We start from the raw sequence: 24,015 nt of genomic DNA on the forward strand, positions 1-24,015 counted from the left end.
CATAATTACCATTCGTCTGTTCTAAACGAAGAAACCGGCAAACCTCCAGCACTAAACAATTCCGCTTTAGCGAAATCTTTCCATAAATAGTGAACAGCAACTGGATTTTTCACTTTATCTGAAGTCAGAACAACTGATTTTCTTCTTACAACCGTTTTTGCTGGATAGAAAACTTTATCTGCTCCTGCTATTTCAAAACCTAAAACCTCTTTGTCATAAGACGTAATTCCGTTGGCAACATCATCAAAAGAAACGGTTACTGAACCTTCTTTTATTTCCATCGATTTATATTTAGGACTTTCGAATTCGAAACCTTCAATTCCGTACGTTCTTGCCAAAGCTTGAAAAGCCAATCGGTTTCCTCCTTTTTCCTTATCCATTGGGTGAATGTTATTTTCTTCTCCAACATCCATTAAAACAGCCATTCCTGAATTCGGAATTTCCTTTGAAGCCTTAAACTGCGCTTCTCTCAAATAAGCCGAATTGTATTTTTCCTGATAATCTTTTGGATGAAATGAGGCGTAATTAAATGGTGCGATCTGAGCGAAATAAAAAGGAAAATCTCCCTGATTCCACAACGTTCTCCAACTGCTGACCATTTTCTTCATCAAAGCAGTATATTCAGAAGCTCTTTCGTAATTTGATTCTCCCTGATACCAGATACAGCCTTTGATTCCGTAACCAATTACAGGTGAAAGCATTCCATTAAACAAAGTTGTTGGAACACGATTTGGGTCTTTTGCCAATTCTTCTTTTGTGGTCGGAATTTTAGCGCTTGAAAAATCTTTTAGCATTGCTGCGTTCATCCAAGCTTCCATGCTAGAACCTCCGTACGAAACATGAATCAATCCCACAGGAACATTTAAAACTTCCTGTAAAAGCGATCCAAAATACCAAGCCGTAGCACTAAAATTGGATGTTGATTTTGGAGAAGCTTCTTCCCATTTTCCTTCAAAATCTTGCAATGGTTCTAAAACTGTCGCTCTTGGAATCGTAATTAAACGGATATTTTTATTGGTTGATCTTACGATGATTTCATTTCCGTTTTTAACAGGCTGACCTTGGAATCCTTTCAACGGCATTTCCATATTGGATTGTCCAGAGCAAAGCCAAACTTCGCCCAACAAAACATTTTTGATGGTTATTTTTTCGTTTCCTTCAGAAACTTCAATCGTATATGGGCCACCAAAAGAAGAAGTCTGTAATTCTGATTTCCATTTTCCTGAAGCGTCTGCTTTTACCTTGTAGATTTTAGAATCCCAAGAAGTTTTGATTACAATGTTGGCGTTCTTTTCTGCCCAGCCCCAAATAGGTGCGTTGGATTTTTGCTGCAACATCATGTTATCAGTAAACAAAGCTGGTAATTTGATTTTTGCATTGATTTGAAAGCTTGCTAAAACCGTTAATAATGCAATAATTGATTTTTTCATTTTTTTTTTTTTTTTGCCACAGATTAAAGGATTAAAAAGGATTATTAATTTCTTGAAATTCTTTGATCTATTGATATTTTTCTTCTCAATTGCCTCCAGCTTTAGCTGGAGGTTATAAAGTATTTGCATTTCTAGGGCTTTAGCCAAATAATTAGTTTGGCTAAAGCCCAATTCTTATCTTCTTCTAAACCTCCAGCTAAAGCTGGAGGTAATTGATTTTACTCTTTCTTTTATCACAGATTAAACAATCCTTTTTAATCCTTTAATCTGTGGCTAACTTTTATTTTTCTTTTAGAATACTTACAGGCCCCAATAATCCCGCTTTCAACAAAGGTTCTCCTTCTAAACGAAACGGCGCTGTTGTCCACGTTAATCTTTCTTCTTTTGGCAATTTTTGGTCACCAATTAATCTATTTGCCCAAGTATTTGTAACTTTTATTTCTATTATATTTTTCCCTTTTTGTAAAGCTTTTGAAATATCAGTTTTGAAAGGGAAAGTCCAAAGCGTTCCGCAATCTTTTCCGTTGATTTTAATCTCGGCAATATTGGCAATTTCTCCTAAATCCAACCAGATTTTATTAGTATCTTTTCCTTTCCATATAAAATCTTTTTTATAAACCACAGTTCCCGAATAATACTTAATCTGATCATTTTCAGAAGCGCTCCAGTCAAAAAGTTTGTTTGTTTTTACCACTTCTTTTAGACCTTTAAATGTTGAATCAAATTGTAATTCCCAGTTTTCATCTAAAGTCTGCACTTTTTCAAATTCAGAAGATTTTCCTTGTGCTGAAATTTCTTTTGTTTCCTCTTTAAAAATCACAAAACCAGATTCGTTAGCCTCTAAAGTTATCGAAACAATTGTTCTTCCGTTTTCTATTTTCCAATTGGCTAAAGCCGAAGTTTGATCTGTCACGGGATTATACCATTGTGGAAATTTCCCAGCTATTCTGAAAAAAGCATCAAATACTCTTTTTTCATTCTTTTGATTCGAAAGGAAATATAAATCTTCACTTTCTGATTTTCGATGCGCCCAAGCCAATGTTTCTGAATCAGCTCTGCTTAAATTTGGAAAATAAACGTCTTGTGTGATTCCGATTGAAGCAAAATCATTTCCTAAATACGGCAATTTAACAACCGTTCCTTTTCCGATTTTCCATGAAGACGAGTTGGCGTTATTCCAAATTTCATCAATTACATTCTGCCATTTCTTCTGATCACCTTCTGATTGAATACCCGGCAGAATATTTGGTTTTTCATTCACAAAAATGGTTCCTCCGTCTTTTAGCAATTGCAGGATTTTTTCGGCGGAAGCCAAAGATAAAATCTTATTCGGTGCCATTTTGTGACTTCCCGGGAACAATAAAGCACCGTATTCAATTCCGCCATCAAACGAAATTTTTCCGTTTACCACTTTCGCTCTATTAATTAAAACATCCGCATTGAAAGAATCATATTGATAACCATTTAGCGGATTAATCCATTGTGATAAATCGGTTATATTTTTAGAATAGGTCACTTCTTTTGGCATTTTTGCCGTTGGCTGACCTTCATTTTCTAAACGGATTTTCTCGCTTTCGAGTCTTTCTTTTCCAAACACATTCGGAATAAATGGCACCAAACGATCCGGCGCAAAAGAACGTGAAGGAAAATCTTCGCCAATAAAAACCGCCAAGTCAATTACTGGTTTTCCTTTTTGCAACTGAAACTGTACTCTTTGACAATAATCAAACCACGCTTTTCCGGGTTTCCACCAAGTTTGGTCTCGTTGGAAAAAAGTTCCGATATCGTCTAAAGTCATTCCCGGTTTTCTATCTGTCCAAGGATTATGGACAAAAACGTGATAGAATAAACGGTTAATTCCTAAAGCGTAATTTCGGTCTGCTGTTGTTTTTAAATTTCCTGGGTGTTCGTCCCAATCCATTCGCAAAGCCGTAAAAGATTCTGCCTGAATAATATCTTTTCCGTAAATATGTCCGCCCGAAATAGCATCGACTATATCAAAAGGTTTGTCGTGTGTGGGGCTTTTCAGCCAAAATTCACCACCTGGATAATCGACATATTTATAATGCAGCAAAGCATCACTCATCATTGTTGGTGCGACATTTTCAGAACTTAACTTAACGTTGTATTCTTTTGCAATTTGAGCGACAGTTCCGTAAAAATTATCGGCTACTAAATCGGCAATTGTTTTGCGAACATCGTATAAAACTTTCTCTGAAAAATCGGCATTTTCTATCGGAATTCCCGCCATAACTGGAAGATAATCTACAAGATCGTAACCACGTCTCTTTTTAAATTCAGCCTGAAAAACCGAAGACCAGTTTTGGCTTCCGCATTCCCAACTGTCAAAATGCAGAATTTCTAAAACTTTTGAAGCCAGTTCTGGACTAGCTGAACGAACAGCTTCTCCGAACCAATGATCCAATTGAAAACGAATTAATTCTGGATTGAATTTGTCAACTTCAAGTCCTTTTCCAGCTCCGCCAGTTGCATTTTCATGTCCTGTAGAAGTATGTCCCATTCGGATGATTTTCCATTTCCCTTTTGGCGCTTTCCAATTCAGGTTTCCATCGGCATCCACAAAATTCGAAATATTGATAATTTCTGATTTTTTAAATGCATCAGAATTTGTTATTTCTTTTTCAGTAGTCTGTGGAGTCAAACGCCAAATTGCTCCTGATTTTCCTTCGTAATTATTAATCAGTGATTGATTTGAAAGTGTTATTTTACTTACTTTCAGATTCTGTTTCCATTTGGCAAAATCCAAATCTTCCGCTCCGGGTTCTGTTCCCTTTGGATCATACACAAATCTGAAATATTTTGCCGTTACAGGCGTAATGGTATGCGTATTTGGAAAATCCATATCCTGCCAGCCATGACGCGGTGCAATCATTCTTTCATGGAATCTAAAATTAACTCCATCATCACTCACTTCTACAATAAGACGTTGTGCTTGAAAATCTCTTCCTTTAGTTTCAATCAAAATAGATTTGCAGGTAAATGGCTGTGCAAATTCGTACTGAATCCAACCTGCATCGGCAAACTTGAAGTTTTCATCTTTTTTATGATCAGCCAAAAACGATGCATCGGTGTTGTTTGATGTCGTTACTTTTGGAACTTGCATCTGCGAAGTAATTTGGTATTCTTTAATCGGAATAGCAAAAGTGGCAATATCTTTATAATAATCTTTGTAATGTACTGGAACTGGCAATTTCGACGCAACTTTTTTTCCTCCTAAAATTTCAGTTGTTGACCAAACTACTTTCTGCATCGACATTTCTGGTGTAATCCACGGTCCTCCTGCAACGGCAAATCCATCTGCTCCGTGAAAAGCTAGTTTTAACCCTAAACGATCTGCCTCTTTGAAAGCCCAATGAATCATATCCCAAAATTCAGGCGTCAATTGTAAAACCGGCGGATCTATCAATGGCGGATTTGCCGGTCCTTTAATCGTCATTAAATAAGCTCCCGCAATTCCAGCTTGTTTCATCGCTTCTAAATCAGCCGTAATTCCTGCTTTAGAATACGCCGATTTCATCCAATACCAATACACCCAAGGTCTTGAGGTTTCTAGTGTTGGCTGAAAAGTTTCTTTTTTATGGACTTCTTGTGCCGAGACGAAGCTCGCCAAAAGGAGTATAAAAAAGATGTGTTTTTTTTGAAACATTATTCTTTGTTTTATTTCGTTTGTAAACCCGACAGGGGGTTGAAACCTCGGGCTATGTTTCATAATCTTTGTCGAATTTCTTGTGTGATTTCTCGTTCCTCGAAATGACAAACTGTACCTTAAACTTTTAGTTCTTAATTTTAAAATTATCAATTATCAATTATCAATTATCAATTATCAATTATCAATTATCTAATATTTAAACTTCTTCAAACTGTTTTCTAATTCAGTTTTTGAACCGCTAAAAGGCGTCAAATAAAAACTGTAATCATAATTTCCAGATTTAATCTGATATTGTTCTAATGGCTGTGCAACCAATGTCCAGCTGTCATTTCCTCCCACTCCCATTTGAATTAAATCGATGTTTAGTGTTAAAAATCCTGGATCTTTCAAATCGTACGTATGTCCTGATGTACTTAAGTTTTCTTGTGTGTATGGCCATGCGCTCATGCTTAAAACTTTGGCATCATTTACTACTAAGAATCCGTTGTTTTTCTGTGGAGTGCTCAATGCCATCCATCTTACATCACATCTGTTTCCGTTTTCTTGTGGTTTTGGATAATGTTCGATAAAATCATTTATTGGAAGTGAATATTTCCCAACAAACGAACCGAAACTTCTATCGCTGTAATTTTCTAATTCTCCTTTTCCGTACCACGAAATCTGATCGAATTTTCTTTGAACTCCCATCTGCATTCCGATTTTTGGAATGTTTGGCAGTTTATCTGATGCTTTTAAGCTGTAATCTACTTTTATTAATCCGTTTGGTAAAATATTATAGATCACTTTTACGCTCGCACTATCTTTTATAACTTCGTAATCGCTTGTTATTTTAATTTCAGAAGCTGATTTATCAATTGAAATGTTAACCAATTTTGGTTTTGCTTTGTACCATTGTTTCAACAACTTTTGCGATTTCCAACCACGTTTATCATTGTCTGTAAGTGGTCTTACTAAGTTTGGCAATAGCGGTGCAAAAACTTGTTCTTCTCCGTTAAAAATATAAGAACTCAAAGCTCCGTTTGTTTTTCCAATTGTAATATCAAAAGTTTTGCCTTTGATTTTAAAATCAGAATCGGATTCAGAAACATTCAGCGTTTCTTTTTTAGATTCTGGAGAAACGGCTTCTTTCTTTTTTAATATAAACTGATCTTCCGCGACAGCGTAACCTTTTGACGCCCAAAGCTCATCCTTTGAAAGCTGGAATTCTATATTTAAAATATATTCGGCATCCGCTTTCATTTTTGGAAGATAAGAACTAATATCTAATGTTGTGGATTGTCCCGCTTCAACTTTAAATGGTTTTAAAATCTGAGTTCTAATCACGTTTCCGTTTTCCAAAACTTTTAAAACCGGAATATAGCTTTCTAAAGATTTAACTGCCTGACGATTTTTGATTTCTAATTGATTTCCGTTTAAAGTGGAAATCGCTGGCTGATACACCCATTTATTTTCAAAAATGGACCCTTTTGGTTTTCCGTTTGAATCTACAATTCCTTTTGTATTGAAATTTCCGTCATGATATTTTTCTCCAAAATCTCCTCCATGAGCAAAATAATTCTGACCAGATCTGGAATCAAATTTTACGATTCCCTGATCTTTAAATTCCCAAATACAACCTCCAATAACTCTTGGAAGCGAGCGGAATTCATCCCACAATTCTTTTAAATTTCCAACTGAATTTCCCATTGCATGAGAATATTCAACGAAAATAATCGGACGAGTATCTTTCTTTTGATCTACTAAAAATTTTGGTGTGAAAACGCCCGGATAAAAACGGCTGACCATATCGACATACGAATCATCCTGCGGGTTTTCGAATCGATACGCGTGATCGATTGTTTTTGGATATCCTGGATCAAGCGGATCGATGTAACCATCTAATTTTGCATTTCCCTGCGCTGGTTCGTAATGCACTGGACGTGTAATATCGAAATCGTGAACCCAACCCGACATTGCAGCATGATTTGGCCCTTTTCCTCCTTCGTTACCTAAACTCCACATTATAACCGACGGATGATTTTTATCTCTTTCAACCATTCGAATCATTCGTTCCATATAAGCATTTGTCCAAAGCGGATCGTTGCTTAATTTTCCGCCAATTCCGTGAGTTTCTTGATTCGCTTCATCCATTACCATGATTCCGTATTGATCGCATAATTCGTAGAAATACGGATCGTTTGGATAATGGCTTGTACGTATAAAGTTGAAATTGAACTTTTTAATTGTGGTAATATCTTGCTTGATGTCTTCTCTCGTAACCGCTTTTCCTCTTGTTGGATGATGATCGTGACGGTTTACGCCATATACATAGGTTTCTTTTCCGTTGATGAGCATTTTTCCGTTCTCCTTGGAAAATTCAATCGAACGGAAACCCACTTTACAGCTTTTGGCTTCGGTAACATTTCCGTTTTTATCTTTTATCGAAATAACCATCGTATACAAATTCGGTTCTTCTGAACTCCATTTTTTAGGATTTTTAATGGTTTCCTGAAAGAATCCGAAGCGAACATTATCCAAACGGGGATAACTTTCGTTAATTAAATCAATTACAGGTCTTTGAAGCGGTTCTTTGAACATTGCCGTATTATTGGCATCGTACAATTGAACATTCATCGTATAATCTTTGATTTTTTCTCCTGTCAAATTCTCTACTTTCGGACGCAGTTTAAAAATTGCATCTGTGTATTGTTTGTCTAATTTCGTTTGAACAAAGAAATCCTGAATGCGCAATTTTGGCTCGGCCATAATGAAAACTTCACGCTGGATGCCACTCATGCGCCAGTGATCCTGATCTTCTAAATAAGAACCATCTGTCCAACGGATTACACGAACTGAAACTACATTTTCTCCCGCTTTTAAATAAGGCGTAATATCAAATTCTGATGGCAGAAAACTGTCTTCGCCATAGCCTAAAAATTCTCCGTTTAGCCAAACCTCAAAACCTGAACTTACAGCTCCGAAATGTAAAGTCACCGTCATGTCTTTCCAATTTTCAGGAACGGTAAAACTTCTTTGGTAAGAACCAACTCCATTATAATCTTTAGGAATATAAGGTGGATTTATAGGTCGAAACGGATAAACGGCACTTTTGTAAATTGGATTATCGTATCCTTTCATTTCCCAGTTTGATGGCACTTCTATTTTATCCCATCCTGAAACAGTATTTTTATAGAAATCTTTTGAAGCTTCTTTTAGATTTACGGCATATTTAAAATCCCAATCGCCATTTAGCATTTGGATTCTACTTTTGGTTCTGTCTCCTTTTAAGGCATCTTCTACAGAAGTATACGAATAAGCTGTTGCTCTCGATGGTTGTCTGTTGATGCTTGTAACTGTTGGATCTTCCCAAGGAGCAAATTGGTATTTTTTATGTAATTCTGGAATTCCCGCAGGTTCTCCTGTAACGGATTGGGCTTGTGTGGGATATGTTAGAAGTAAAATGAAAAATGTGAATACCGATTTTGGTATCAAAAATCGAAACCTTGAAAAGTTATTTATTTGAAATGGTTTGGACATTAATTCTATATTTTTTTTATTCGTTTTTTTGTCATTCCGACGAAGGAGGAATCTCCGTAAGAAGCTCTACAAAGTATTTCCTCTCTTTGTAGAATATTGACGCGAAGATTTCTCCTTCGTCGAAATGACAAACTGTGTCTTTATTTATTTTTGCGTAATTAAACCTGACAGGTTTTAAAACGTACGATATCTTAATTCTTTGTACTTTGTACTTTGTACTTTGTACTTCCCTCTTAATTCTTCTTCTTTTTCTCAGGCGGTGCCACAAAATTCAATTTGCTTTTTCCTAAATCTTTAGAAGTTGCAATGGCGATTCCTCTTTGTTCTGCTTTATTTACAGCACAATAAAAGTGATAAACTACTCCGTTATGTTTTACCACAAATGATTTATGCGCAAACATATCATCATAAGGTTCAGAAGATTTAACTAAATCGTCGCCTTTCCAGTCCGTCCAGTTTACTAAATCATTTGAAACTGCAAAACGGTTAAATGCACCTTGATTCCAACCTGTCCAAAAAGCTCCAAAATAAAACATCACCCAAGTATCATTAATTCGCTGAATATAAGCATCTCCCGAAATTCCTTTATGATGATTAATTAATGGTTTGTCGCCATAACGCTTCCATGTTTTCATATCGTTTGATACTGCCATCGCAATACGCTCCGCGCCTTTAGCCGGATTGATACTGTCGCCACGGGCATTGTAATACATGATAAAATTGTGTCCTGTCAGTTTATCTTTGTCACGGATTACACTGTTTTTGTACATTGTACTATTGTCCCACCATTTGGCGTCTTTGTCTTTTGGTGTTAAAACCGGATTTTCTAATTTCTGGAATTCGTGTGGTTTTGTTGGTGTTTCTTTAGTGTAAGCCATTCCGATTGATAAAACACCTGCTTCGTAACCTTTACTATCTCCACCAAAGTAACTCATCCAATATTTATCATCGTATTTACCCCATTCGTAGCTTCCGCCCCAAGTTAAATCTTGTAACGAAATATATCCTGCTTTTTGGTTGACGTCCCAATGTTTTTCATTTTCTGAGAAGGACATTACTTTTCCTAGATGTTTCCAATCTAAAAGATTGTCGCTTTCCGCAAGCCAGGTTTCGTAACCTCTTCCGTCATAAATTAAATACGTCATGTACCATTTACCGTCTTTCCTAAATACACTTGGACAGTCCATTTTGTATGAGTTGTCAGTAGGAACCATCACCAAACCGTATTTATAAGGCGTTTTGATTTCTTCGTAAATCTCCTGCATTACGCTGTCGGTAATTTCTCTTTTCTTGTATTTAGTTGCACAGCTTGCGATAGCAAGTACTGAAATGGCTAGAATTAGGTATTTAATTTTCATTTTTATGTTTTTTTTGCCACGAAGGCGCAAAGGCTCTAAGTTTTCTTTATTTTTTGTTTCACGCAGATTTTGCAGATTTAAGCAGATTATTAATTGATTTTTATCTGCGTCAATCAGCCAAAATCTGCAAAATCTGCGTGAAATTATTTCTTCAACTCTTTTAATTTAGACTCCATCACATCTTTGTTTAATTTTACTTTTATCATTCCGGTTGGATGAAATCTTCTTTTCAAATCGATTGCATTATAGACAATTGTATAAACGTCATTTCCTTCTGGGATTAGGCACAAAGGCGTTCGCATAATATCCCACCATTTATCGACTTTGGTTTCGATTGGTAAATAATGTGCTTCTGCCCAATTAATTCCGTCTGCAGATAATGAATACGCAATCATATTTGGTAAATGATGTCCCCAGCCGTCTGGACCACCGTCAAAAATCGCAATGTACATTCCGTTTGGTAATTGACTTACAATTGGATTTTCTACAAACTGCGGATGAATGGTTTTAATAGGTTCCAAACCTTTATTCATTCTTAACCAAGGACCTTCTAAGCTTTTTGATTCGGCTAAAGCTACAAACCAGCCTTTTCCTGATTTCTTTGGATAATCTGCCCATGAATTGAACGGATATGCACCGCTATAAAATCCGAAATATTTATCGCCTACCTGATAAGGAAAAAATGAAGCTACACCCTGACGTCCTTCCCAAGGCTGAGAATCTAATCCCGGCTCCATAATGATTCCCATATCTTTATAAGGTCCGCCGATTCCGTTGATTCCTTCTACAGTTGATTCACAACGCCAAATTCTTCCAAAAGAGTGATTCGGTTCTATTTCTTTACTTACCGTATACGCCAAATAATAGCCGTACCATTTATTTGCTTTTTCATTAAAAATTGGCATATAAGACCAAATTGCTGCACGACGATCATTCATTGGATTATCGTCTTCAGTTACGGCATAAGTTCCACTTGCTTGATAAATTGTTGATTCTCTTTTCCAGTGAATGGCATCTTTACTTGTCCAATGTCCTATTTTGGTTTTTACACGATCATAATAGTAATCTACTCCTTTTTCTCCTGCTCTTTCGGTTGGAAACATATGATAGGTATCGCCCACTTTTACGACACGTCCGCCTTCAAAACCGCCTTGAATGTCTTCTGTTCCAGACATTCCTTCATCAATAACCGGTTTATTTTCTCCGCCAATAATTTCGAAAAGCGGTTTTTCATCTGAAAATCCTTCAACAATAAAAGTTGGATTCCAAAGTTTTCCGTCTGGGAAATTGGCGTTTCTTTGTTCTAGTTTTTCAGAAGCTTTTACAACTCCTAAAAAGGCAAATAATCCTTTTCCAAAATTTAATGTTTGTGTTCCTTTTGAGAAAGAAACCGCATAAACATTTACAGTTGGTAATCCTGTCACAGTAGCTCCATTTTCTAAAATTAATTTAGCATTTTGAAGCTTATCAGCTTGAAGATATTCCGCATTTTTATCGTGAAAAACACCAATTAAAACCTGAACCTGTTCTTTAAACTTTAACTGCAAAGGTGTATCTGTTCCGTTTTTATATTTTTCTAAAGGAAGTTCAATCCCCGTCAAACCTTGCAATTCTGGAGCTAAACGAACAATATTGTGTTTGCTTCCCGAAAATACATGAGCGTATTGAGTGGTTTTGAAAGTTTTGTAATTGGATTTTACAATTTCAAATGATGCTGGTTTCCATGCGGTTTGTGCTGTGGCTTGGATGCAGACAATGAACAGCATTAGGAAAACGGCTTTTACTTTGAAGTTGTATTTATTATTTTTTGAAAACATTGGTTTTTTATTTTTTATTGAATTTTTTGTCATTCCGACGAAGGAGGAATCACACTAGAATTTTGCAACAATATTCGACAATCTTTGTGGAGCTACTTGTGGAGATTTCTCCTTCGTCGAAATGACAAAACTGACGTGACAATCTTTGTGGTTACGAGTGTGATTCCTCGTTCCTCGGAATGACAAACTAGACGTTATAAACTAGCGGCTTATTACTAATTACTAATCACTAATCACTAATCACTAATCACTCATAACTCATAACTCATAACTCATAACTCATAACTCATAACTCATAACTCATAACTCATAACTCATAACTTACAAAGCCTTATAACTTACTTTATACTCCACATTCGGTTTTACAATCAATTGATATTTATTTTTTGCTAATTCTGTAATCGTTCCAGAACTTGTCTTTGGTTTGCTGGCACTTTCAAAAATCAATTTTCCTTCGCCTTCGCCTGCTTTTACTTTAATTTCTTTCGTACTGCAATACACAGCAACTTCTCCGTTTGGTGTCGGCACTTTTCCTTCCATCCATTTTAAACCTCCTAAGCTTGGTTTTATTTCATATTCTGAATATCCAGGAGCGGTTGGTTTTACGCCTAAATAGTACTTTCCTAATAAATAAATCGGACTTGCTCCCCATGCGTGGCACAGGCTTTTCCCGTAAGGACGACCGTACATTGTTAAATGTTCCGTTCCCTTTTTGTTCGGATTGTATTCTTCCCAGAAAGAGGTTGCGCCTTCATTCAGCATTCCTCCCCAATAGTCCTTCATTTCTTTTAAAACATAATCTTGTTCGCCCATCGCACACAGCGCTTCCAACTCATAAAAACGCATATATGGTGTCGTGATTTGAAGAACGTCTTTATTGAGCAACACTTTATTTTTTACGCTTTGTTTTTGTTCTTCAGTAAAATAATTGAAGAAAATACCGAACATATTAGCGTATCTGGTTACAATGTTTTGCATTTTACCGTCGATGCGCTGATGCTTCATGACATTTTCTTTTTTATCCCAAAACACATCAAATAGCTTTGTTTTTAAATCATCACCTAATTTTTGATATTGTTTTTGGTCTTCAGTTTTACCAGCAATTTCAGCACTTACCGCCATCGCTTCTAAACTTCTTGCTAAAAGCATTTGTTCAAAACTAACCTCGCCTGTTTTTGGAAGTCCGTCTGCCCAGTCAATAAAAACCCAGTCGCCTTCTAATGGTTCCAGGAATCCGTTTTTATTTCTTCTTTCTAAACAGAAATCCATAAGTGATTTCATTCTTGGATAAAAAGTTTTGATAAATTTCGTATCGCCTGTGTGCAAATAGTAATCGTAAACACCTACAAACCAATACAGCGAATAATCCATGATGATATTGACGTGAGCCGTTACAGGATCTTTTCCGCGAAGGGCTAACAGCGTTCGTTCTACCGAAGCCGAATCAAAGAATAAATAATAATTCATTAAATAACTTTGATAAGCGTCACCAGACCAAACCCAACGGTCGCGTTTGATTCCATCTATAAAAAATTCACGAGATGTTAAATGCATCGTGTAAGCTGACACATCCCAAATTTTATTCAATTGTTCGTCTGATGATTTAAATGCACCACGATAATCTAATGGCAGATATTCATAAAGCATCGAAATCGAATCGTATTTTACTCCTGCATCTGCTTGCACCTGAACATAACGAAATGCTTTCGAGCCGTCATGTGTATAGGTTTCAGATTGTTTTCCATCAAAAGATAAATGATCTAAAGTTTCACATTTCGCAGAATCCAAAGCTTCTTCACGAGATTCTCCATAATAAAGTGCGACTTTTCCCTTTCCTTTTAAGCCATGAATTTTAATATAACCAAAAGTTTCTTTACCAAAATCTACTAACTGGCCAGTTCCTATTTTTTCTGTTTTCTTTGCACTTAAAGGTTTTGTTGTTAGTTTAAATCCTGAAGGTTTATTTTCTGGAGAATTAAAATTCCAAGAACCAACTGGAACCCAAGGTGTACCAGATTGTTGTGCTTTTCCAGTTTCGTCAATCCAAAGTTTATCTTCGTTGGTTACTTTCCACGAAGCATCAGATTTAATGTATTGACCTGAAATATAAATAGCTGGCAATACTTCCTGATTATAAACTTTAAAAGAAATTTTATGTTTTCCGGCAGGAACTGTAATTGATTTTGGCTGTCCGTAAATTTGAACGCCATCTAAGAGTAATTGAAAAGGGCCTTCTGAAAAGATTTTCACTTCATCTGGCTTTGGAATATCTACTTCGGTTTGAAAAGTGACCAAAGCATAAGGACTGTAATATTGCCAAAGTGGCGGAAATACTGCTTCACGTTCTGTACGTCTTACTTGCATTTTATTGCTTAACCAAACTTCAAAATCGCCTGGATACCAGATCCATGTCGCTTCTTTTGATTTTTCTTGTGCAGATGATAGCGAACAACAAAAAAGGGCAACAAAAAGAAGTAAAGTCTTAAAAATGGAAAAGCGGTTTAGCATAGTTAATTTATTTTGGGACTAAAGATAAATGTTCTCTTTACATTTCACACCCTGCACTATCCTGCAATTTCATAAAAAACAACACTTTTTGATAATTTTTTAAGGGAAAAATTACGGCTTATCACTTTTTTAGTACTAAAAAAAATGATGTTACAATTTTATGGAACGCTGATGAAACGGATTCGTTATCACGAAGACGCGGATGAAAACGGATTTTATTTATTTGCGCATTTTTGTCATTTCGACGAAGGAGAGTCGAGTAATAGCGAACAGGCGAAGCAAATCTTCGCAAGTAATTCCGTAACGAAAGTCCAATCTTTGTCGAGCTTCTCGTGGAGATTTCTCCTTCGTCGAAATGACAATGATTGTGGTTATTTTGTGTAAAACTATAATCTAAGCAATCATTTTTTCAGATTCATTTTCATCCTCTAAAATATAATTAGAAGGTGTTGTTCCTAAGTGTTTTTTAAACATATAAATGAATGCACTGGCCGTTTCGTAACCTAAATCTAAAGCGATTTCTTTTATAGATTGTTTTTCGCCTAATCTTTTAATGGCTTCCAATAATTTCATTCGCGTACGCCAATCGCTGAAATTCATTCCTAATTCTTTTATAAACAAACGCGATAAAGTTCTACTACTCATAAAAGAAAGTTCGGCGTAGTAATCGATGTTTTGTTTACTGGCAATATCATTCATTAAAAGTTCAACCACTTTCTGAAGCCTTTCGTTGTTTGTGGTGGGTAAAAAAGTGGCACTTGGAACAATTAATGCGAGTTCGTCTAAAAAAACGCCAATAACTCTTAATTGAGATTCTGTTAAGTTTCCGCTTGTTCCAAAAGAAATGATTTTAAAAGCCAACTGTTTTAAAAACATAGGAATATCAAATGAGAAACTACTTTCTGGCAATCCTTCCATAGCAGACGGATCAACAAAAACACTATAATAACTAACATCTTTCTGAAAAGTAACCTGATGCTCTACTCCGCCCGGAAGCCACAAGCCTTGAAGCGGATTTACAACCCAAATATGATTGCCTACAACAACATTCATTACGCCGCGTGTGGCGTAGATCAATTGCCCTCTTGGATGCGAATGTGAAATACACATTTCGTTGGTTACCGTTTCGGTATAACCTATAACAGGTATTGATGGATCAACTTGATATCCATAATCCTGAGCCATTCGATATGTCCGAATTTGATTATTCATTGTCCAAATATAGCAATTTTGACATTCTAATTTATTTCAATTTTGTAAAAAATTAATACAGCTGTAATTTTAAAAAATACCATTAACCTAAATAACACTCATGGAAACCGTTAAAGTACAACCAGAAGTAATTAAAAAAACAACGTATTCAATACTTTTTATAATCAGCTTTTCGCATTTAATTAATGACCTTTTACAAGCTGTAGTTCCGTCAATTTATCCACTTATTAAAGACAATTTCGGACTGAGCTTTACTCAAATTGGAATCATCACTTTTACCTACCAAATCGTAGCTTCAATCCTTCAGCCATTTGTTGGAATGTATACAGATAAAAATTCTAAACCATATTCGTTAATAATCGGAATGTGTTTTACAATGACTGGATTATTTCTAGTTTCAATTGCTACAAATTTTGTTTTCTTACTATTATCTGTAAGTTTGATCGGAATTGGATCTTCAATTTTTCATCCAGAATCTTCTCGTGTAGCGCATTTGGCTTCAGGCGGTAAAAAGGGATTAGCACAATCTATTTTTCAATTAGGAGGAAATGCAGGAAGTGCTATCGGACCTTTATTAGCTGCTTTTATCATTATTCCGAACGGACAAAGTTATGTGGCTTGGTTTTGTATTATTGCTTTAATTGGAGTTTTTACTTTGTACAGAATTGCAATTTGGTATACAGAACATTTATCTGAAAGAAATGCCAATAAAACAGTTGCAAAAATTGAAACTCATCATTTATCTAAAAATCGTGTAATTGGTTCATTAATCATTTTATTGGTTTTAATTTTCTCTAAATACTTCTATATGAGCAGTATTACGAGTTACTACACTTTCTTTTTGATTGATAAATTCCATATTTCTATTCAGCAATCACAAGTTTATTTATTCTTGTTCTCTGGAGCTGTTGCTGCAGGAACTTTAATTGGTGGACCAATTGGCGATCGTTTTGGAAGAAAATATGTAATTTGGGTTTCTATTCTTGGAGTTGCGCCATTTACTTTGATGCTGCCTTATGTATCTTTATTCTGGGTTGGAACTTTATCTGTAATTATCGGATTGATCCTTTCTTCTGCTTTTTCTGCGATTCTGGTTTACGCAACTGAATTAATGCCAGGAAAAGTTGGTTTAGTAGCTGGTCTTTTCTTCGGATTTGCCTTCGGAATGGGCGGATTAGGTTCTGCAGTTTTAGGAAAAATTGCCGATGCTACAAGTATCGAATATGTATTTAAGATTTGTGCTTTTCTGCCTTTAATTGGTATTATTACTGGGTTCTTACCTAATTTGGAGAAGAAAAAGAAAGCTGAGAATTAATTTTTAAAATCTTCTAAAAACAAAAAATGCTCCAAAATAAGGAGCATTTTTTGTTTGATTGTGTTATTAACTTTTGTACTGAGATTGGTATTTTTCTTTTTCTTGAGCGTTCAACTCTTTGAAGAAAATTTCATCTAGATGTTTGACTGTATATTTTTTATCAGTTGCTAAATTAAGATATCCTTCAGCTGTATAGAAGATTGGGAACACTGATCTTTCAACTATTTTAACGCTTTTTCCGTCCAAACCTTGTATTTCTTCATCAGAGAAATAATAAACATTGAATTTAAAATTGTGATTTTTATCATCATCTACAACATCGTCCATTACCCCAATTCTAAAACCTGGAAGAACAAGATCATTCACTCTCACAGCCATTGATTTTTCATCTATACCAATATATGATGCATTAGTTCCGTCAGCATGATCAACTATAACTTCTGTCCTGAAAACGGTTTGACCATTTTCTGTCACTGGAAATTTTTTAATATCCGTAACTATTCCCTTTCTCATGGCACATATAGTATCTTTGCTTTTAGAATAAACACCATAATTTTTCCATATTTCTGGACTTACATTGTATCTGAAAGACTCATATACTTCAACATTTTTATTCTCTTTAAATGGCAGATAGTAAACAACAGAATTATCTACCTCCGGCTTTATAAGACCTTTTTTGTAACTATAAGTGTAAGAACAATATATCTGTCTATTTTTATCTATAGGATACAATTTAAAAAGTGTACCAGAATTAGCCTCTAAATTTAAATTATAAGTTTTTTTGAATGCATAAATATCCTCCGTATTCGTTACGCTTTCTAAATCAAACTCAAGAAAATAATTTCCTGGTATAGATTTAATATAATTAAACTCTACACTATTGTCTTCTTTTTGTACGCGAGTGACATAAATTTTTTGATTCTGTGATGTAATCTTACCAATACTTACTGTAAAAAAGACTACGATTGCCAATATAGTTTTTGACATGATTCTATTTTTATCGTTAAACAATGTTTTAAAAACGACGCAAATATAATAAAAATACTACAAATTACTACTAAAAGTAATATTAATACTACTTTAAAATATTTTGGTAATTTTTTTATCTACAGTAATAGTAATTATTCTTTTACTCAAAAAATTAGTTTCGCATCAGTAATATGAACTCTTATGACAGAAAAACAAGCTCTTGTACCAAAAAAAAGCGTTCTTGCAACAAATTAAAATTTCCGAATTGTTTTCTAAAATACCTTCGTTATGAATTTAACCTAAAAGACTATGGAAACAACAGAATTTATTAAAGCTAAACAATTGTTGGGAGGCTGGTTACCACAAAGCCCACAAATTATTGAAGATTGGATTTTAAAAATCAAGAAATTAACTCAAAAAAATCCAACGCCACTTATTCCAGAAATTGCCGAATTTCAGAATTTAGTGTATTCAGATCCTGTTTTGTATGCGAATGTACAGGGAATGTTTGCCGAAGCATATTTTTTAAAACAACAGACTCCCTTAATTTGGGAACCAGAGCCAATGACTTTTGAGGATTTCCTTGTTTTGCTCAACGGAATCATGCAAACCGCTCCGGAAGCTTACCAAACTGGTGCTTCTGGAAGTCAATCGCCTGCGGGCATGATTGGTTTTCCTATTAATGCCCTTTTGGCTTGGCCAATGGCGACCAATTTTGGTTATGATGTTTTTTCAAACGCTCTGGTCAATCAGCAGCTAAAAAAAATATTAAACTACTGGTCTAATTTTTTGGTTACAGAAGATTCCAGATATGTTTTAATTGAAAATGATCCATCAGAAAACGTAATTGCTTGGTTGAGCGAAGTAGCACAGTCTGAAATGATGCAAGTTGCCCAAGGGGCATTAGGTTTAGAAGAGAATCCTATTCCGCCAAATGCGACATTTTCTGATGTTTTCCAATCAGATCCTTCAGATACATATTATGGTTTCAAAAGCTGGGACGATTTTTTCACGAGATTGTTTTGCCCAAATGTACGCCCTGTTACTGGACCTAATGATGATTCAATTATTGTAAACACCTGCGAATCAGCTCCTTTACAAGTAGCTTTTAATGTATCATTGTCGGATCAATTTTGGTTAAAAGGACAGCCTTATTCGTTAGAAAATATGATGAATTTTGATGAATTAGCGCCTCAATTTGATGGAGGAACAGTTTATCAGGCCTTTTTAAGTGCTTTGAGCTATCACCGCTGGCACAGTCCTGTAAACGGTACAATCGTCAAAACGGCTATTGTAAATGGCTCTTATTATTTAGAAAATCTATATCAAGGTTTCTACAATCCAGCAGGAGCCGACTCTAGTGCGCCGAACAATTCTCAACCTTTTTTAACTGCTGTTGCCACCAGAGCTGTTATATTTATTGAAGCTGATAATCCCGAAATTGGACTTATGTGTGTAATACCTGTGGGTATGGCAGAGGTTTCTAGCTGTCAGATAACAGTAAAAGCCGGTGACATTGTGAAAAAAGGCGATGAACTGGGTATGTTTCATTTTGGAGGATCAACACACTGTCTGCTTTTTAGACCAGGTGTAAATTTAGAGTTCACCACTTACGAAACACCAGGTTTGGACGCTCCTAATAACATTCGTGTAAACACACAAATAGCAAAAGTGCTTTAAAAGGCATTTTGTTTTCATAAAAAAACACATAGTTTTCTAGATTGAAAAGCTGTGTGTTTTTTTATTTTATTTCAATTTCATTATTGGTTGTAATAATGATTTTATTTTGCTGATGTTCAATCGTTACGAAATTCCCGCAATTAAAACCGATTTTCTGAAGCCATTTTCCGCAAAGACGAATTTCTGGAAATATAACGTATCGATGATATGATCTTGCCATATGTTTTGGCTGTATTTTTAATCGTCTTGTCGCTGATAGTTTCATTTTATTTTTATTTCATTGAAACAAAAATAGTAAAAAATTTACTACAAAATGTGATATTTAAAAACTAAATTATAATTTCATAGCACTTTTGAATAACCATATTATACTTTTTATTATATTTAAATTATAAGATATTTGCATAAAATATCAATAAATCAACATTGTGTCGAAACTTAAATTAAATAGAATAAAGGTTGTTTTAGTTGAAAACAATAGAAGCAATAAGGAATTAGCCAAACATCTGGGTAAAACGGTATCGACTGTTTCGCGTTGGTGTACTAATGAATATCAGCCTTCTATTGAAACGCTTTATGAGGTTGCTAAATATTTGAAGGTTGATATTCGGGAGTTGTTGGTTTCTACTGGAAATAAATCATAAAAAAACGCTTTCTTATTGGGAAAGCGTTTTTTTAATGAGTTTAAAATTCTAAAAGTTTACGACAATACTAAATCAGCGCTGGTTAGCTTTACCTTTGGTTTACCTAATTTTATTACAGCTTCTTGTACTTTAGCTTGATCTTCTTTTGAAAGGAATACTGGAATCAAAACCGCTATTTCTATTTTTAATAATCGATTTATCACTATTAAATCTCTCAAAGTAAATGGTTTAATACCATTCATAAGTTCAGACATATACGTTTTGCTTTTATGACCTAAAATTAGAGCCAGATTTTCCTGAGTCAATTCAAGTTCTTTGAGTTTCTTCCTTATTATTTGTTTTCTATTTTCAAGAAACAATCTCTCTAGTTCTGCTATGCGCTCAGATTTATCACTTTCTAAAATTTTTTGATCATCAATTTTATAAACATCATTCCATTCTGAATTTTCATACTTCTCAATTATGTCACGCAAACTAGATCTTAAGTTTTTAAAATGTGAATTATCTTTCGCCAAAAGCCTTAATTTTCGGTCAGCAATAAGAGCTCTTTCATAATCTAGTTCGTTTGTGATTACACCTATTTCTACTATTTTTTCTATATCAAAATGTGTTTTCATTATTCTACATAGTTATTTTTTCGTAACCATTTTTCAATAGTTGCTTTGTTATTTTTAAATGTTGATTCATATTCCTGATGCGTTCCTGCCCATACAATTGTAGCCTCGCCATCATCATCAAACTCAATTAATATAAGTGTTCTATGGATATTGATATTGAAGAAATAAAAACCGTCGTTGTGCACACAATCTGCATCATTTCTAATTTCGTCAATAGTATTTTCATTAGAATTAAACCTTTCTAAATCAACAATTAACTTATCAATTTCATCGCATAACTTTTTATTACCTATATTTTTCTTTTTAATTTTTAAAATTGTCTTTTTCCCAATAATCCTCATAATACCAACTTAGCAAAGATAATTAAAAGTTCTTATATAAACCGAACTTTTACTTTATAGTTCATTTTAAATCCATTTAAATTTTACCGAAAGATTTCTATTTTCTTTATTCAAAAAAAGTTATCGATAAAAACAAACTTACAATTTTATTTCAATTTTTAACACGTATTTACCTTCTTTTTTAAATTATTATATTATGTGTTAATTTTTAAAAAGTATAAAAAAACGCTTCCTTTTATCAAAGAAGCGTTTTTAAAATTATAAGAGTTCGAAGAGAATTTAATTCCCATTAAAAACCAAATACAAAACCAAAATCACCAACCCCAACAAACCAAACAAAAGCTTCACCTTTTTACTAGTTTTAGGAATATCCGTTTCATCTGAAACATTAACTTCAGGATTTTTATCAGTTAAAGAAATAATAACGGCTGTAATTAAAAGCACAGCAAAAATGTAAAACGAAATCAATAAAAAGTGAGGCCAAGCAGGATATTTATCGGCAGGAAAAATCCATAGATACAAAACCCCAACAAACAAACTAAAAGCAGAACCCCAAGAAAGTGTTGCATTTACCGCTTTTTTTGTAGTGCGTTTCCAGAAAACACTCAAAAGGAAAACAACAGATAACGAAGGCGCCAAGAAACCTAAAACCGCCTGAAAAATGTTGAATAAATTCTGTCCCTTAATATTATCAATCGCAACAGCAATCAGAATCGCAAAAACACATCCAGCAGCAATTGTTAATCGGCCAATTTTAATTTGATCTTGAATCGTCGCCGTTGGATTTATTTTCTTTACATAAATATCATTCGTAAAAACGGTGCTCAAAGCGTTTAAAGAAGAACCAATTGTTCCCACCAAAACCGCAATCATCACGCAGATTACTAAACCGTTCATTCCGCTTGGGAAAAGATTCGTAACCATTGTCATATAAGCTAGATCAGAATTGCTTCCTAATTCTGGATATAAGGCATAACACAAAATTCCGGGAAGAATAAACAACGGCAAAGCCATTACTTTTAGCCACCCAATAAAGTTTACGCCCAATTGTCCTTGTTCCAAATTTTTAGCTCCCAAAACACTCTGCACCATCGATTGATCAGTACAGAAAAAAGCAACTGCAGCAACAGGATATCCCAACAAAATAGCTGGCCATGGATAATGCGCATCGTCAGAAGGACGGACTAAATTCCAAAAGTTTGAAGGTGTTTTAGCAATTAAAACATCGATTCCACCCAGTTTTTGCAAGCCTAAAAAGGAAAGTGTCAATGAAACTACAATCAGCAGAATCATCTGAAAAACATTCACTTTAGCAATCGCTTTTAATCCTCCTGCAAACGTAAAAATTCCAGAGAAAATTACTAAAACCGTTACGCTCTGCCACATTGGAATTCCCAAAATCTGACGTACTAAAACGCCTCCGCTGAATAATCCTAAAGACAGCCAGCTCACTAATATTTTTACCAAAGCGTACCAAGCCAAAATATTCTGCGTACTGTCACCGTAGCGTTTTCCCATATATTCGGGCATCGTACTTACTTTGCTCGCAATATATCTTGGTGCGAAAACCATTGCCAAAAGCAGTAAAAATACAAAAGCGTACCATTCGAAATTTCCTGCTACAATTCCCGTAGCGTAACCAATACTCGCAAAAGCCAATAAGGATGAAGGCCCAACATTGGTTCCCCACATATTAAACCCGATGCTGTACCAGTTTAATGAATTTCCGGCCAGAAAAAGCGTTTCGTTTTTCTTTCTCTGTTTCATACTTACCACATATCCAATGACTAATAAAGCCACTAAATAACCGGCAACAATTACAAAATCGAGCGTGGTTAATTTATCGTAGATACTGTTCATAGTCCGTATTCGTTAAGAATATCGGCAATTTTAACCGGCATTCCAGTTTGCAAAGATTTGTCCATTGCTTGCAATAAAGCCACAGTTCCAATTCCTTCTTCCATATTTGGATACGCTTCAAAACCTTGGTCGATGCTATCTACAAAATATTCTAAATAATTCTGATATTCCCCGCCATGATGACTTTGTCCTTCAAAACGGAAATAATATTTTATCGTGCTATCGCCCCAAGTAATTACTTTTTCTTCGCCCGTTTTATCTGTAACGGCATAACGTAATTCATGATAATCGGCTTGGCTAGCGCCTTCTGTAGCTCGCAGAATTGTACTCATTCCGCTGTCGCGTTGCGCTGGCTGAGTCGGCGAAGTGTAAACACCGCTTACACGGGCAATTCTTCCATCGGTTGCTTTAAAGATAAAATGCATCGTATCTTCATTTTTTAATCCTGCATTTTGTCCGTTACTGCTAATCATTCCGTAACCCATTACTTCCTGTATGTTTGGCAAATACCATCTGATAAAATCTACAGGATGACTCAAACCTCCATACAACCATTTAAACGATTGCAAAAGCGACCATTCTTTCTTTAAAAACCATCTGTGATCGGCGTGGTATTGTGCTTCAATTGTAATTAAATCTCCAATTAATCCTGCTTCATAATCGGCTCTTTGTCTTTTAGCTGGTTCAAAGAAACGTGAACTTTGCCCGATAAAAACTTTCTTTCCTGTTGATTTGCTTAATTCTAAGAGTTCTTTTGCATCAGAAAGATCATCGATAAACGGTTTTGTACAAACGACATATTTTCCACTTAATAAAGCTTGTTTTACATGTTGCGCATGCAAATGATCGGGCGTATAAATCGCAATAATATCAATTGATGAATCGTTTAACAAATCGTCGTAATTGGTGGTGTACGAATGAAAATCGAATTCTTTTGCTCGTTGTTTACACAATTCTTCGTTTCGGTCGCATATTTTCACGAGTTCTAGTTTTGAACTTTCTATAGCAGCCGACATTGTGCTTCGTCCTTCTCCAAGTCCCAGAATAGCTATTTTTAACATTAGTTTTTATTTTAGTT

Annotated in this window: 16 protein-coding genes; 3 read left to right on the forward strand and 13 right to left on the reverse strand. The window is 35.0% G+C overall.

The annotated features are described in order from the left end of the window. Positions 1 to 5: 5 nt before the first annotated feature. From V6624_RS19270 to V6624_RS19300, 7 genes are all read right to left on the reverse strand, one after another. Complete coding sequence (locus V6624_RS19270) at positions 6 to 1,430, reverse strand: sialate O-acetylesterase (protein WP_338839856.1); 1,425 nt, start codon at positions 1,428 to 1,430, stop codon at positions 6 to 8. A gap of 280 nt (positions 1,431 to 1,710) precedes the next feature. Then, positions 1,711 to 5,097: a glycosyl hydrolase gene (locus tag V6624_RS19275; RefSeq protein WP_338839858.1), complete on the reverse strand. Its 3,387-nt coding sequence runs from the start codon at positions 5,095 to 5,097 to the stop codon at positions 1,711 to 1,713. Positions 5,098 to 5,289: 192 nt separating this feature from the next. Then, positions 5,290 to 8,571 carry a glycoside hydrolase family 2 TIM barrel-domain containing protein gene (locus V6624_RS19280; RefSeq protein WP_338839860.1) on the reverse strand — a complete coding sequence of 1,094 codons (3,282 nt, stop codon included), beginning with the start codon at positions 8,569 to 8,571 and terminating at the stop codon, positions 5,290 to 5,292. A 278-nt stretch (positions 8,572 to 8,849) separates the two neighbouring features. Further along, positions 8,850 to 9,974, reverse strand: a complete 1,125-nt coding sequence (locus tag V6624_RS19285) for a glycosylase (RefSeq protein WP_338839861.1) — start codon at positions 9,972 to 9,974, stop codon at positions 8,850 to 8,852. Between the two features lie 143 nt (positions 9,975 to 10,117). After that, a complete protein-coding gene (locus V6624_RS19290) occupies positions 10,118 to 11,791 on the reverse strand; it encodes a hypothetical protein (protein ID WP_338839862.1) in 1,674 nt (557 codons plus the stop codon). A gap of 321 nt (positions 11,792 to 12,112) precedes the next feature. After that, positions 12,113 to 14,299, reverse strand: a complete 2,187-nt coding sequence (locus tag V6624_RS19295) for an alpha-rhamnosidase (RefSeq protein WP_338839863.1) — start codon at positions 14,297 to 14,299, stop codon at positions 12,113 to 12,115. A gap of 393 nt (positions 14,300 to 14,692) precedes the next feature. Further along, positions 14,693 to 15,511, reverse strand: coding sequence for a helix-turn-helix transcriptional regulator (locus V6624_RS19300; RefSeq protein WP_338839864.1), 819 nt, complete (start codon positions 15,509 to 15,511; stop codon positions 14,693 to 14,695). 100 nt (positions 15,512 to 15,611) lie between these two features. On the opposite strand from V6624_RS19300, the gene V6624_RS19305 reads away from it, so the two are divergent. Further along, positions 15,612 to 16,826 carry an MFS transporter gene (locus V6624_RS19305; protein WP_111289726.1) on the forward strand — a complete coding sequence of 405 codons (1,215 nt, stop codon included), beginning with the start codon at positions 15,612 to 15,614 and terminating at the stop codon, positions 16,824 to 16,826. A gap of 66 nt (positions 16,827 to 16,892) precedes the next feature. On the opposite strand, the gene V6624_RS19310 is transcribed toward V6624_RS19305, so the two are convergent. After that, positions 16,893 to 17,813, reverse strand: a complete 921-nt coding sequence (locus V6624_RS19310) for a hypothetical protein (protein WP_338839865.1) — start codon at positions 17,811 to 17,813, stop codon at positions 16,893 to 16,895. 291 nt (positions 17,814 to 18,104) lie between these two features. On the opposite strand from V6624_RS19310, the gene V6624_RS19315 reads away from it, so the two are divergent. Next, the gene (locus tag V6624_RS19315) at positions 18,105 to 19,475 is read left to right on the forward strand and encodes a phosphatidylserine decarboxylase family protein (protein WP_111289722.1); all 1,371 of its coding nucleotides are present in this window, start codon (positions 18,105 to 18,107) and stop codon (positions 19,473 to 19,475) included. 61 nt (positions 19,476 to 19,536) lie between these two features. Here the strand turns inward: V6624_RS19315 and V6624_RS19320 are convergent, their stop codons facing one another. Then, the gene (locus V6624_RS19320; RefSeq protein ID WP_111289720.1) at positions 19,537 to 19,740 is read right to left on the reverse strand and encodes a SymE family type I addiction module toxin; all 204 of its coding nucleotides are present in this window, start codon (positions 19,738 to 19,740) and stop codon (positions 19,537 to 19,539) included. A gap of 163 nt (positions 19,741 to 19,903) precedes the next feature. Here V6624_RS19320 and V6624_RS19325 point away from each other — a divergent pair, with 163 nt between their 5' ends. After that, entirely contained in the window at positions 19,904 to 20,119 is a 216-nt protein-coding gene (locus V6624_RS19325; protein WP_111289718.1) for a helix-turn-helix transcriptional regulator, read from the forward strand. A 56-nt stretch (positions 20,120 to 20,175) separates the two neighbouring features. Here V6624_RS19325 and V6624_RS19330 read toward each other — a convergent pair whose 3' ends face one another. From V6624_RS19330 to V6624_RS19345, 4 genes are all read right to left on the reverse strand, one after another. After that, positions 20,176 to 20,736, reverse strand: coding sequence for a helix-turn-helix domain-containing protein (locus V6624_RS19330; protein ID WP_111289716.1), 561 nt, complete (start codon positions 20,734 to 20,736; stop codon positions 20,176 to 20,178). Next, complete coding sequence (locus tag V6624_RS19335) at positions 20,736 to 21,077, reverse strand: type II toxin-antitoxin system HigB family toxin (protein ID WP_111289714.1); 342 nt, start codon at positions 21,075 to 21,077, stop codon at positions 20,736 to 20,738. Before V6624_RS19335 ends, V6624_RS19330 begins: the two co-directional genes overlap by 1 nt. A 279-nt stretch (positions 21,078 to 21,356) precedes the next feature. Next, on the reverse strand, positions 21,357 to 22,937 hold the full coding sequence (locus V6624_RS19340; RefSeq protein WP_111289712.1) for a sodium:solute symporter: 1,581 nt from the start codon (positions 22,935 to 22,937) through the stop codon (positions 21,357 to 21,359). Further along, complete coding sequence (locus tag V6624_RS19345; RefSeq protein WP_111289710.1) at positions 22,934 to 23,998, reverse strand: Gfo/Idh/MocA family protein; 1,065 nt, start codon at positions 23,996 to 23,998, stop codon at positions 22,934 to 22,936. The genes V6624_RS19340 and V6624_RS19345 overlap by 4 nt, the downstream gene beginning before the upstream one ends. Between the last annotated feature and the right edge of the window lie 17 nt (positions 23,999 to 24,015).

Origin of the sequence: Flavobacterium ginsenosidimutans (assembly GCF_037478105.1) — a bacterium.
Classification (GTDB): domain Bacteria; phylum Bacteroidota; class Bacteroidia; order Flavobacteriales; family Flavobacteriaceae; genus Flavobacterium; species Flavobacterium ginsenosidimutans.

Excerpts from the sequence above, each read along its gene's own strand:
- V6624_RS19315 (WP_111289722.1), top strand. The coding sequence starts at position 18,105 with ATGGAAACAACAGAATTTATTAAAGCTAAACAATTGTTGGGAGGCTGG.
- V6624_RS19290 (WP_338839862.1), bottom strand. The coding sequence starts at position 11,791 with ATGTTTTCAAAAAATAATAAATACAACTTCAAAGTAAAAGCCGTTTTC.
- V6624_RS19345 (WP_111289710.1), bottom strand. The coding sequence starts at position 23,998 with ATGTTAAAAATAGCTATTCTGGGACTTGGAGAAGGACGAAGCACAATG.
- V6624_RS19320 (WP_111289720.1), bottom strand. The coding sequence starts at position 19,740 with ATGAAACTATCAGCGACAAGACGATTAAAAATACAGCCAAAACATATG.
- V6624_RS19300 (WP_338839864.1), bottom strand. The coding sequence starts at position 15,511 with ATGAATAATCAAATTCGGACATATCGAATGGCTCAGGATTATGGATAT.
- V6624_RS19270 (WP_338839856.1), bottom strand. The coding sequence starts at position 1,430 with ATGAAAAAATCAATTATTGCATTATTAACGGTTTTAGCAAGCTTTCAA.
- V6624_RS19330 (WP_111289716.1), bottom strand. The coding sequence starts at position 20,736 with ATGAAAACACATTTTGATATAGAAAAAATAGTAGAAATAGGTGTAATC.
- V6624_RS19310 (WP_338839865.1), bottom strand. The coding sequence starts at position 17,813 with ATGTCAAAAACTATATTGGCAATCGTAGTCTTTTTTACAGTAAGTATT.
- V6624_RS19305 (WP_111289726.1), top strand. The coding sequence starts at position 15,612 with ATGGAAACCGTTAAAGTACAACCAGAAGTAATTAAAAAAACAACGTAT.
- V6624_RS19295 (WP_338839863.1), bottom strand. The coding sequence starts at position 14,299 with ATGCTAAACCGCTTTTCCATTTTTAAGACTTTACTTCTTTTTGTTGCC.
- V6624_RS19335 (WP_111289714.1), bottom strand. The coding sequence starts at position 21,077 with ATGAGGATTATTGGGAAAAAGACAATTTTAAAAATTAAAAAGAAAAAT.
- V6624_RS19340 (WP_111289712.1), bottom strand. The coding sequence starts at position 22,937 with ATGAACAGTATCTACGATAAATTAACCACGCTCGATTTTGTAATTGTT.
- V6624_RS19285 (WP_338839861.1), bottom strand. The coding sequence starts at position 9,974 with ATGAAAATTAAATACCTAATTCTAGCCATTTCAGTACTTGCTATCGCA.
- V6624_RS19275 (WP_338839858.1), bottom strand. The coding sequence starts at position 5,097 with ATGTTTCAAAAAAAACACATCTTTTTTATACTCCTTTTGGCGAGCTTC.